Raw genomic sequence first — 12,254 nt, forward strand, 5'->3', positions numbered from 1 at the left:
AATGCACTATGAGAGCTTATGCCAGTGATTTATTAAAGTATTGTTTTCTTTGATTAGAGCAGATTGAAGTTTCAGCTTTACAGAAAGATCGATAGGCTGAAATTCTAAATTATTTAAAAAAGTTTTGATTTTGTTTTTTGATAGCTCATTTTCGCTAGCGAAATAAATATCATCTTTCTTTTCGGTCAATACAGCCGTTTTTCTTTGATTTAGCACGACAGGATTAAATAGTTTTACCACATTAGCATCAGGAAGGAGTGAAGCGGTGATTTGGTAAGTAAGAGAACTGGTAACACTAGACACCAAAAGTTTTGGATTAAAAATAAGTCCGCTCGTATGCAGTATGATTTTTCCAGACATATCTGGCAACTTGCTAATAGTATGTTCTAGACTTTCTCTCGGAACAAAAAGTATAGTGATATCAGTTGAAGCGACTTCCTCCAATGAAACAAGTTTTGCACCTTTTATGGTTTGATTTACTGTTTCTTGAATTAATGAATTGCCACGAGGATGATTTATGAGTACTTCATAGCCAGTAGATGTTGCTCTTTGAGCCAGTTCTAACGTCAGGCTTCCAATGCCAATGATTCCTATTTTCATACTTTTTTGATTTTTTCTGTATTGTTGCCAATTCAGAAGGTTAGATTAAAGATATGGTAAGATTCTGATTTACAGTAAGGTATTTCTACCTGTTTTTAGATTTTGTCTTGCATTATCTGTTTTTTTAGCCAACTGAATTGATGAATCATCAGGATTGTTCTAAATCCCCATTAATATGCCTAAGCTTTCAGACCTGTTTTTTCTTAATTTTTTTCATTTTCAATGTTGTTCAGTTTGAATAAAAGTGAACACTAAAAAATGAAGACATGCGTTTGGTTTAAGTATTTGACTAATTAAGTGTCGCTTCTAAAAGCTAAATTTACGGAAATTTCTTAAAAAATAAGCACAAGATTTAGAATTAGAATACAAAATATCTAGTTATCCATGCGATATTCTAAATAGTAAACATTTGGAACTAGGAATGACGCAATGTTATGAAGAGTTTCATAAGTTAGATCAAACATGTGAAAATCGTGTTAAAATTCTCTTATCTGCAATTTTGGAAAAGAAAAGTCAAGATTTGTGCTACTCAATTGTATTTCGCCTCCATTAAATTTGCAAGTATAAAAGGAACAATCCTTTAATAATTGAAGTCTTCCGATGAAGTTAGCTTATATTCTTTTTTTACAAATTTGTCTTTTAACTATCCCAAATAGTTATAGCAATGCTATTGTAACTAAGGCAAATAGTTATATCACAACAGAGTCGGTTTTTGAGATTCCAACCCCTAGTAAAGAAATTTTTGAAAAGGCACTTTCAGAGTCCAACCCATTAAAATTTGTCTTATTAGAGAATACTTCTGAAACGGAAAAATGTACTAGTACTGTACTTGCATCTCCACTACATTTAAATGGCAAAAGTTTAAGAGACAATTGTTTTGTTTACATAGAAAGTGTAAAATTAAACACCCAAGGATTATTGGAGCGAAACATAACTCCTTTTCGAAACATGTCAAGAAATATCCTATTTCATAGTTTAAAAATCCACATTTAATTCTCTTTACTGCTTAATTCAAATTTAGCGCATTGCGTTCCTGATAAAATCTATTTTTTTATCAGGAGTGAAAAAGCATGCCAATATTTTAATAGAAAAAAGATAAACGTTTTCTATTAAGTGCATAGTATATTTTGCAGTAAATAAGGCTGGTGTACGCCTTTATATAAAATGCACCGTTAGAGTTGTCCAACTAGTATTCTATTTGGATTGGGCAATTATTGCCTTGATTTCACCTCCTTCCATTTTATTACAAATGAAAAGCCATAATTGATTTAAAGAAATCAGTTATGCGGCTTGCAATGCCACATGTTATTTTTTAACTAAAATATTTTTATTATGCATTTAACACCTAGAGAAATCGAAAAGCTAATGCTGCATACAGCAGGCGAACTAGCTCAAAAGAGAAAAGCCCGAGGCTTAAAACTAAATTATCCTGAAACCATTGCTCTTATTAGCAGTGAACTAATGGAACGTGCACGAGACGGCAAGACCGTAGCCGAATTAATGCAATATGGAGCGACCTTGCTTCGAAAAAGAAGATGTAATGGATGGTGTTGCGGAAATGATTCATGACATACAGATTGAAGCCACATTTCCAGATGGTACCAAACTTGTAACAGTGCACAATCCTGTGCGATAAATCTAAAAAATACTAACAATGATTCCAGGAGAAATTATATTAAAAGATAATAATATTATCTGTAATGATAGCCGTGAAACGTTAACTATTAAAGTTACAAATACCGGAGACAGACCAATTCAAGTAGGTTCCCACTTTCACTTTTTTGAAGTAAATAGAATGATGTCTTTTGACAGAGAAAAAGCATTCGGAATGCGATTAAATATTATTGCCAGTACAGCAGTGAGATTTGAGCCAGGAGAAGAGAAAGAAGTTGAGCTGACCCAATTTGGAGGAAATCAAAAAATCTATGGTCACAACAATTTAGTGGATGGAGATTTATCACCGCATAATAAAGCTCTTGCATTAGAACGCTTAGAAGAAGGGAAATTTAAAAATGTGAAATCATGAGTTTAGAAGTAACTAGAAAAAATTATACAAGTATTTTTGGTCCAACAGTAGGAGATCAAATACGTTTAGGAGATACAGAGATTATTATTGAAATTGAAAAGGATTTCTGCTCTTATGGTGATGAAGCAAAATTTGGTGGAGGAAAAACGGTTAGAGATGGTATGTGCCAATCTTCGACAGCTTTACGTGATGGAGGTGTTCTAGATTTTGTAATTACAGGAGCTACAATTATTGATCACTGGGGAATTGTAAAAGGTGATATTGGTATTAAAGATGGAAAAATTGTTGGAGTTGGTAGAGCAGGAAATCCAGATACCATGGACAATATTACACCTGGCATGATTATCGGAGCTTCGACAGAAGTTCATGGCGGTCACGGATATATTGTTACAGCTGGGGGAATTGATACACACATACATTTTATCAGTCCTACTCAAATAGAAACAGCTTTGTATAGTGGAGTTACTACTATGATTGGTGGTGGAACTGGTCCTGCTGATGGGACAAATGCAACAACTGTTACTCCAGGGCAACACAACATTAAGAGAATGTTGCAGGCTGCAGAAGCATTTCCTGTAAATGTTGGTTTTTTTGGAAAAGGAAATGTAGCTACAGAAGCTCCAATTGAAGAGCAAATTGAAGCAGGTGCATTAGGAGTAAAAATCCATGAAGATTGGGGAGCAACTCCAGCTGTAATCGACGCTTCTTTAAAAGTGGCTGACAAGTATGATGTGCAAGTAGCCATTCACACTGATACACTTAATGAGGGAGGGTTCCTTGAAGATACTATGAACGCTATTGCAGGACGTGTTATTCACACCTTCCATACAGAAGGAGCAGGAGGTGGTCACGCGCCAGATATTATCAAGGCGGCAATGTATCCAAATGTATTGCCAGCGTCTACAAATCCAACAAGACCTTATACAACAAATACTATCGATGAGCACTTAGATATGTTGATGGTTTGCCATCACTTGAGTCCAAAAATTCCAGAAGATGTGGCTTTTGCAGATTCACGTATTCGCCCTGAAACTATTGCGGCAGAAGATGTGCTTCAAGATATGGGAGTTTTCAGTATCATGAGTTCTGATTCTCAAGCTATGGGACGTGTAGGAGAGGTAATTACTCGTACATGGCAAACAGCCGACAAGATGAAGAAACAGAAAGGATATTTGGCTGAAGATGCAGCAAACAAAAACGATAACTATCGTGCAAAAAGATATGTGTCTAAATACACAATCAATCCTGCAATTGCACACGGAATTTCTAATTATGTTGGGTCAATAGAAGCAGGCAAAATTGCTGACTTGGTAATTTGGAAACCTTCATTATTTGGGGTAAAACCAGAAATTATCGTAAAAGGAGGTTTTATTGCTGCAAGCAAAATGGGGGATGCTAATGCTTCTATTCCAACACCGCAGCCTATCATTATGCGTAATATGTTTGGAACGTACGGAAAAGCATTGACCAAAACAGTTTTCACCTTTGTTTCTCAAGCTGGTATCGACAATAATATTGCCGAAGAATATGGTTTGGAAAAGAAATTGTTAGCAGTTTCAAATTGCAGAAACATTGGCAAGGCTGATATGATTCATAACAATGCAACTCCAGAAATCATGGTAAATGCTGAAAACTATACCGTGACAATCGATGGAGAAAAAATCACTTGCGAACCTGTGGATAAACTTCCATTAGCACAATTATACTACTTGTTTTAATTAATAACTGTTATTCTACTTCTTACTGCGGCAATTTATCTTGTTGCAGTAAGATTAGATAAAAACACAAAAAGAATTTATGAATAGTTGGAAAATTAATTTGGGTTTAATTCTTCTCTTAGTATGCACGTCTTTAACAACGGTTCATGCACAGAAAGGATCTTTAATGCTTTATGGTTCTTTAACTTATAAAGACAATAATAATACAGGAAGTAGTTTTGGTGCAAACCCAATTGGAGTAGGATATTTTTTTAATGATCACGTTGTTGCAGGGATGAATTTTGCTTTTGATCAAGAGAAAAACGCGACAGGAAATCTTACCGACTCTAAACACGAAATTGGTCCTTTTTACAGTGACTCTTGGAATATTGGAGATCATTTTGCCATCATCGCTCAGGCTGACGCGCATTATGTATGGGGAAATACGCTTATGAATACTCCAGGATCTTATAGCTACAACGGTTATCTGGGAAGAATATACCCAATTGTTGCCGTACTTCTTGGTCATGGATGGGCGCTAAAAGCGAAGTTCTGTGAATTATCATATGAAAATACTACAGGAAATGATGCAAATAAAACGAGTAATCGAACATTTGTTGCCGGAATAAATGGATCAACATTCGGATTAGGAGTTTCAAAAAACATTTCCCTTAAAAAATCGAAATAATGATTATACAACAGACAATAGGTAATATAAAAACACATTCAATTGAAGGTCTTGAGATCGATCTTCTCGAAATTGAGTGGTTTGAAACTACTAAGAGAATTCAGCGCAAGCGAACAAATTCAGGGGTTGAAATTGCGATTAAGTTTATTCAGGAAGGACAACGATTGAATCAAGATGACATTCTTTTTCAAGATGATAAAAAAGCGATTGTTGTAAACATTAAACCTTGTGAAGCAATTGTAATGACACCTTCATCTTTATTAGAAATGGGAACCATTTGTTATGAAATTGGAAACAAACATCTTCCATTATTCATTCAGAATGATCAGATTATGATGCCTTTTGAAATGCCAATGTTTAGATGGCTTGAAGCGAGTGGTTACAAACCAGAAAAACAGGAGATAAAGCTCTTGCATTTGCTAAAATCAAATGTAGCGCCTCATGGTCACGGAAATTCGTCTCTTTTTACAAAAATCCTAAATATGGCTTCTTCAAATGACTAATATAGAAAACACTTATTTAGGAAGTCTTCTCCATCTGGCGGATCCAACTTTGCCAATTGGAGGATATACGCACTCAAACGGTTTGGAGACTTACGTTCAGGATGAAGCAGTAAATTCTGTGGCTTCGGCAAAAGAGTTTGTAACAAACATGTTAATGTATAACATTAAATATAATGATGCATCTTTCTTAAAGCTAGCTTATGTCGCTGCTGCAGAAAATGATTTAGAGACGATAATAAAATTAGATCAAGAATGCGGTGCTTTAAAGAGTCCGCGCGAAATACGAGAGGCAAGTCAGAAACTTGGAATTAGATTAATCAAGATTTTTCGAAGACAGAAAGCTTTTGATCTTATTAACGATTATGAACAAGCAATTGCCAATAAAGAAGCAACAGCACATTATTGCATCGCTTTTGGAATCTATGCACAGTTATTAGAAATTCCTCTAGATGAGGCCTTGTTCGCATTTTATTACAATGCCGCAATCGGAATGATTACCAATTCGGTTAAGCTAGTGCCTCTAGGACAATTAGATGGACAAGATGTTTTATTCGAATTGCAACCACTGCTTAAAAAATTAGCAAAAGAAACTTTAACAATAGACAGAGAACTTGTAGGTCTTTGCAAGCATCGCGTTTGATATTCGATGCATGCAGCACGAGAGACTTTATTCAAGATTATACATGTCGTAGAAATATAGAAAAGAAGAAAGAGAAAATAAAAAAATAAAGAAAATGGAAACTAGAAAATATGTTAAAGTAGGAGTGGCAGGACCTGTAGGATCAGGAAAAACTGCATTGTTGGAACGTTTGAGCAGAAAAATGCTGAACGATTATAATTTGGGTGTAATCACCAATGACATCTATACAAAAGAAGATGCCGAATTTATGGTGAAAAACAGTTTGTCGCCAAAAGAAAAAATCATTGGAGTAGAAACTGGAGGATGTCCTCACACCGCGATTCGTGAAGATGCTAGTATGAATTTAGAAGCGGTAGATGAATTGGTTTCGCGCTTTCCTGATATCGAATTAATTCTAATTGAAAGTGGTGGAGATAACCTTTCAGCAACCTTTTCACCAGATTTAGCCGATGTGACGATTTTCGTAATTGATGTGGCCGAAGGAGAGAAAATCCCTCGTAAAGGTGGACCTGGTATCACAAGATCAGATTTGCTTTTGATAAATAAAATTGACTTAGCACCATATGTAGGAGCTAGTTTAGAAGTGATGGAGAATGATGCACGTAGAATGAGAAAAGGGGCACCGTTTGTATTCTCAAATCTTAGATCTACAGAAGGAATTGATGAAGTTATTGGTTGGATCAAGAAATATGCATTGCTAGAAGATATTGAAGAACCAAATTTAGTTCGTTAATCAAATGGTAAGTACCCTAAAAATAGAAGTAGAAGAAAGGGATGGGGAATCATTTTTAAGAGATGCATACGTGACACAACCCTTCAGGATTATGCCTGTTGGACAGTATAAATCTGATGGAGCTTCGTATTTGATGATCATGAGTTCATCACCTGGAATTTTAAGCGGTGACGTTTACGATATACAGGTGAATGTAAAAGAAAAAGCCCGTTTGCAATTGCAGTCACAATCCTATCAGCGATTGTTTAATATGGATGGGAGTGCTTCGCAAATCATGAATGTCAAAATGGAAAAAGGAACATCTTTCTCGTATGTTCCTCATCCTGTGGTGCCTCATGAAGATTCAACATTTAAAAGTCATAATAAGATTTACATTGAAGATGATTGTGATTTGACGATAAGCGAAATTATTACCTGTGGACGCAAACACCACGGAGAAACTTTTAAGTATGCTCATTTTCAAAATCTTCTAGAGGTTTTTCATCACGATAGATTGGTCTTAAAAGACAATGTTCTCTTAAGACCAGATATTATGCCCTTAGCCGCGATGGGTTTGCTGGAAGGCTTTACCCATCAAGGAACTTTTGTATATCTCAATACAAAAGATGACGACTTAGAAGATCGTATAGAATACTTTTTTAAAGAACTTGAAGGACTAGAAAATGTATCATTCGGAATCAGTAAACTAGAAGCAAACGGTTTTGTCATTAGAATTCTAGGACATGGAGGAGAACAAATGTTTGATTTCTTTAGAAAAGTGCAAGATGTACTTTGGGAAGAAAAAGCAGTAATACAAATTTAAGCAGATTATGGATTCAAATTTAATAGCATTATCAATTACAGCGATCAGCATCAGCTTTTTTCATACAGCTTCGGGACCTGATCATTATTTGCCATTTATTGTTTTGTCAAGATCTCGCAAATGGAGTATGTCCAAGACAATTATGCTTACAATAGTTTGCGGTTTCGGACATATTCTGAGTTCGGTAGTTTTAGGATTTATTGGAGTTTTTTTAGGATGGCAAATCAATAAAATAACATTTTTCCAAGATTTTAGAGGCAATGTTGCAAGCTGGGCACTGCTGTTATTTGGTGCAATTTATCTTATTTATGGGCTTTGGGCTGCATACAAGAACAAAGCGCACAAACATTTTGACGTAATGGGAGAAGATGTATTTGTGTTTTCGCATAAACATGGAGAAGTAGTTATGCCTACGAATCGAGTAAAAGTAACGCCTTTGGTTTTGTTTGCCATTTTTGTAATGGGGCCAAGTGAACCTCTAATTCCTTTATTATTCTATTCTGGATTGAAACGTTCTGTTGGTGAAATTTCTACAATCATTGGTGTTTTTACATTAAGTACTGTTTTGACGATGCTTGGTATGGTGCTTTTAGGAGTATATGGATATTCTTTTTTCAAAACAGAAAAACTAGAACGTTATACCCCAGCAATTAGCGGAGCAGTAGTTTTAGCATGTGGCGTCGGGATGGTCTTTTTAGGCTGGTAATTCAAATAATTTTTATTTCTAGAAGTATACACAAATGAAAAAAATAAAATCAATAGTAGAAACAGTGCTTAAAGGCATTGGACAAATCATGCTTCAAGAAAGTGCTTGGACAGGATTATTATTTTTAATTGCGATATCTTATGACTCGATCCTGATGGGAGTTGCAGCTTTGCTGAGTTCTATAATTGGTACTGCAACAGCAAAAATTTGCAATTTCAGTGACGAAAATATAAAAGCAGGTTTATACGGATTTAATGCAACGTTAGTCGGAGTAGGATTAGCTTTCTTCTTTGAAACCAGTCCGTTAATATGGTTTTTACTTGTTTTAGGATCTGTACTAAGCACATTGCTAATGGAATTTTCCATTCGTAAAAAGATTCCCTTTTTCACCTTTCCATTTATTGTTATTACGGTAATTGCTGTTTTGAGTATTCAGCATTTTGGACTAGCGGTTGCAAGAATTCCTGTAGTTAATGTAGAAATGAAGGAACTTGAAGATTTCGCAGTAGCAGCGCATGCTTATAGTGAAGTGATTTTTCAGGGAACTATTGCTGCAGGTTTGCTCTTCTTTATAGGGGTTTTTCTCAATAATCCCACAGCAGCTTTATACGGATTCCTAGCGGCGGTAATTGCAGCGGCAATTGCACATTTTGATCAGGATTCTGTAAAATTAATAGAAGATGGAATGTTTAGTTTCAACGCTGTTTTATGCGGAATTGCATGCAGCGGAACAAAACCAAGAGATGGATTATATGTATTGCTATCAGTAATCATAGCAACATACTTTGACATTTTTATGATGCATAACGGATGGATTACACTTACGTTTCCATTTGTTTTATCGATGTGGGTAATTGTATTCCTAAAAAAATAGTAGGCCGTTTTGAAAATAAAACGGCAATTGTAGAAGAAAATTAATAATAATGAGAAACAAACTTTTTACAGCAATTGTAATAGTATTGTTAGCGGTGCAGAATGGATTTGCTCAAGAAGTAAATAAGCCAGAAGCAAAAAAAATAGAAGTAAACAAATCAGAAGCAGATACAGTGCATCTGAGTAAAATAGTAATTAGTAATATCGACTTCAGAAAACAAATAATGAAAGTCGATTTAAAAATGGCTCGGTAAATTCTGCACAGGATCTATTGCGAAAAGTTCCTGGACTTTTTATTGCCCAGCATGCTGGAGGCGGTAAAGCAGAACAAATATTTTTGCGAGGTTTTGATAATGATCATGGAACCGATATCAGTGTTATGGCTGACGGAATGCCAGTAAACATAGTCTCACATGCACATGGACAGGGATATGCCGATTTGCATTTTCTGATTCCGGAAACAATCAAAGATATCGATTTTGGTAAAGGATCTTATTATGCCGACAAAGGAGATTTTAATACCTCGGGCTATGTAAATTTTAGTACGTATGACAAATTAGAAAACAACCTTTTTAAAATTGAAGGTGGTTCGTTTAATACGATGCGCGCCGTTACAATGCTTAATCTTTTAAATAAAAATGACAAAGACAAAAGTTTCTATGTAGCAGGCGAATTCAATTATACCGATGGACCGTTTGATGTCAAACAGGATTTTACACGCGTTAATTTTTTAGCGAAGTACAGCCAATGGATTGATGAAAAACAATATATCTCTATTTTAGGATCTACCTTTTCTTCAAACTGGAATGCTTCGGGACAAATTCCTGAAAGAGCTGTAGAAGAAGGAATTATAAGCAGATGGGGATCTATAGATCCAACTGAAGGCGGAAGGACTTCGAGAACAAACCTTGCTGTAAATTATAAATACTTAGCCAATGAGAATGAAGAGTTTTCGAGCAATTTATTCTATTCTAAATATAATTTTAATCTGTTTTCGAATTTTACTTTTTTTCTAAACGATCCTGTTTACGGAGATGAGATTCAGCAAACGGACAATCGTTCTATTTATGGTCTTGAAAATAAGTATGTCCGAAGATTTGCATTTGAAAATAGCAACATGACTTGGACATCGGGAGCAGGGTTTCGTTTTGATGATATCAAGGATTTACAATTAAGCCATGTTTTTCAGCGTGATTTATTATTAAATAGATTATCTGATGGATCTGCTACAGAAGTCAATGTTCACGGCTATACCTCAATCGATTATAGAGTTGGGAAATGGCTAATCAATCCATCAGCTAGGTTAGACTATTTTACGTTTAGTCTTCATGATCGTCTTGCTAGTTTACCTGCGGCGAAAGAAGCTTCGGCAGCTAGAGTAAGTCCAAAATTGAATATTTCGTATACACAAAACCAAAATGTGCAATGGTATATTAAGTCTGGTTTTGGGTTTCATTCTAATGACGTAAGAGTTGTAGAGGCTCAGGATGGAAAAGATATTCTTCCTTATTCTTTTGGAAGTGATTTTGGTGTTATTCTGCGCCCAACAGCCAATATGATTATTCAGCCAGCGATCTGGCACATGTATTTGCAACAGGAATTTGTATATGTTGGAGACGAAGCTGTGGTAGAACCGTCAGGAAAAACACGTCGTTTAGGTTTTGATTTGAGTTTGAGATACCAACCGATTTCTTGGCTTTATTTAGACGGAGATCTTAATTATGCACATGCCCGTTTTATTGATGAGCCAAAAGGAGAAGATTATATTCCGTTGGTTCCAACATTTACAAGCACTGGAGGTGTAGCGGTAAAACTACCTTCGGGTTTCTCGGCAAATTTAAGATACCGTTATATGGATTCGCGACCTGCCATAGAAGACAATTCGGTAAGAACGCGAGGCTATTTTGTTAATGATCTTGTCTTGGCTTATGGAAAAAGAAACTGGGAAGTAAATATGCAGTTTCAAAACATCTTTAATACCAAATGGAATGAAGCGCAATTTGAAACAGAAACCAGACTTAGAGACGAGGCTAGTTCAGTATCAGAATTATGTTTTACTCCCGAACTCCGTTCGCTGTAAAAGCAGGAATAAGCTACAAATTTTAAAATTTAGAAAATATGAAAAACGTGTCTGCAAAAAGCAAATTGCTATTGGCAGTGGTCATTTTTGTGGTCACATTTAGTAATAAATCATACGCACAGTTAAGTCCACCAGGTTTAGGAGAAGGAAAAAACGCAACTTGGTTTGCCTTTGGCGTTAGGCAGTCTTTAGATTCACTTAAACAAAAAGAATCGACAACTTATGTAGGCTATGGATTAAAGAGCAGTCCAGATGAGAATAATCCATTTTCTAAAATGGCAATTTTGGTAATCAACGAGGAAATTTCCAACCGTTACAGTAAAAATTGGGAATACTCGTATGCACTTAGCTACAGAAGATCTAATAATTATAACTCTGAAGCGCCTTATGAAGAATTAAATCCTGCAATTGAACAGGAATTTAGAGTATACGGCCGTTATTCTTATATCACAGAAGGCAACGGGCTGAAATGGAAAAATACGATAAGACAAGAGTTTAGGAAATTTTTCAATCCTGATTTTAGTAATACCGAAGAGAATTTTCAGTTGCGTACTCGTCTTAAAACACAGTTAAGCCTAGATTTAGGAAGCACTAAAACACATCATATTATAGGAGGTGCCGAAGTTCTTTTTGCAATAAGCAAAGAAAATGAACCCGAGAAGGAATGGTCAAAATTTGATTATAAAGAAAGTAGACTCACTCTCTACTACTCACTTACTCCACATGAAATTCCATTTATTTTCGATGTAGGCTATATGTATAACCTCATTGGTAAAGGATCTGATATTTCAGACGTGAATTATCTGGCCTTAGATATAATTTGGAAAAATCCTTTTGGGGCATGATAAGTTATTAGCAAGACTAGTCCATAAAAGAGAAATAATTAAAACAGAAAAACAAATAAAT

13 protein-coding genes and 1 pseudogene are annotated in these 12,254 nt (G+C 35.4%); 13 read left to right on the top strand and 1 reads right to left on the bottom strand.

Annotated elements, in window-relative coordinates:
- Positions 1-6: 6 nt before the first annotated feature.
- On the bottom strand, positions 7-600 hold the full coding sequence (locus P5P87_RS02320; protein WP_278021421.1) for an NAD(P)-binding domain-containing protein: 594 nt from the start codon (positions 598-600) through the stop codon (positions 7-9).
- A gap of 1,332 nt (positions 601-1,932) precedes the next feature.
- Here P5P87_RS02320 and ureA point away from each other — a divergent pair.
- The 13 genes and pseudogenes from ureA (at position 1,933) to P5P87_RS02385 (ending at position 12,193) form a co-directional block, all read left to right on the top strand.
- A pseudogene (gene ureA, locus P5P87_RS02325) lies at positions 1,933-2,236 on the top strand (urease subunit gamma).
- 18 nt (positions 2,237-2,254) lie between these two features.
- A complete protein-coding gene (gene ureB / locus P5P87_RS02330; RefSeq protein ID WP_198857245.1) occupies positions 2,255-2,626 on the top strand; it encodes an urease subunit beta in 372 nt (123 codons plus the stop codon).
- On the top strand, positions 2,623-4,344 hold the full coding sequence (gene ureC / locus P5P87_RS02335; protein ID WP_198857244.1) for an urease subunit alpha: 1,722 nt from the start codon (positions 2,623-2,625) through the stop codon (positions 4,342-4,344). The genes ureB and ureC overlap by 4 nt, the downstream gene beginning before the upstream one ends.
- 79 nt (positions 4,345-4,423) lie before the next feature.
- On the top strand, positions 4,424-5,011 hold the full coding sequence (locus P5P87_RS02340) for a hypothetical protein (protein WP_278021422.1): 588 nt from the start codon (positions 4,424-4,426) through the stop codon (positions 5,009-5,011).
- Complete coding sequence (gene ureE / locus P5P87_RS02345; protein WP_278021423.1) at positions 5,011-5,514, top strand: urease accessory protein UreE; 504 nt, start codon at positions 5,011-5,013, stop codon at positions 5,512-5,514. Before P5P87_RS02340 ends, ureE begins: the two co-directional genes overlap by 1 nt.
- Positions 5,507-6,154 (top strand): urease accessory protein UreF, encoded by a 648-nt coding sequence (locus P5P87_RS02350; RefSeq protein ID WP_422854086.1) that lies wholly within the window; start codon positions 5,507-5,509, stop codon positions 6,152-6,154. The genes ureE and P5P87_RS02350 overlap by 8 nt, the downstream gene beginning before the upstream one ends.
- A 94-nt stretch (positions 6,155-6,248) precedes the next feature.
- Positions 6,249-6,887: an urease accessory protein UreG gene (gene ureG / locus P5P87_RS02355; RefSeq protein ID WP_278021424.1), complete on the top strand. Its 639-nt coding sequence runs from the start codon at positions 6,249-6,251 to the stop codon at positions 6,885-6,887.
- Positions 6,888-6,891: 4 nt separating this feature from the next.
- Entirely contained in the window at positions 6,892-7,689 is a 798-nt protein-coding gene (locus tag P5P87_RS02360; RefSeq protein ID WP_278021425.1) for an urease accessory protein UreD, read from the top strand.
- A 7-nt stretch (positions 7,690-7,696) separates the two neighbouring features.
- Positions 7,697-8,395 carry a hypothetical protein gene (locus P5P87_RS02365; RefSeq protein WP_111424813.1) on the top strand — a complete coding sequence of 233 codons (699 nt, stop codon included), beginning with the start codon at positions 7,697-7,699 and terminating at the stop codon, positions 8,393-8,395.
- 34 nt (positions 8,396-8,429) lie between these two features.
- Positions 8,430-9,269, top strand: a complete 840-nt coding sequence (locus tag P5P87_RS02370) for an urea transporter (protein ID WP_278021426.1) — start codon at positions 8,430-8,432, stop codon at positions 9,267-9,269.
- Positions 9,270-9,318: 49 nt separating this feature from the next.
- The gene (locus P5P87_RS02375) at positions 9,319-9,522 is read left to right on the top strand and encodes a hypothetical protein (protein WP_278021427.1); all 204 of its coding nucleotides are present in this window, start codon (positions 9,319-9,321) and stop codon (positions 9,520-9,522) included.
- Positions 9,523-9,539: 17 nt separating this feature from the next.
- Entirely contained in the window at positions 9,540-11,348 is a 1,809-nt protein-coding gene (locus tag P5P87_RS02380) for a TonB-dependent receptor (protein ID WP_278021428.1), read from the top strand.
- A 38-nt stretch (positions 11,349-11,386) separates the two neighbouring features.
- Positions 11,387-12,193 carry a DUF2490 domain-containing protein gene (locus P5P87_RS02385; RefSeq protein ID WP_278021429.1) on the top strand — a complete coding sequence of 269 codons (807 nt, stop codon included), beginning with the start codon at positions 11,387-11,389 and terminating at the stop codon, positions 12,191-12,193.
- Positions 12,194-12,254 lie beyond the last annotated feature (61 nt).

Source organism: Flavobacterium ginsengisoli, from assembly GCF_029625315.1.
In the GTDB taxonomy this organism is placed as follows: domain Bacteria; phylum Bacteroidota; class Bacteroidia; order Flavobacteriales; family Flavobacteriaceae; genus Flavobacterium; species Flavobacterium ginsengisoli.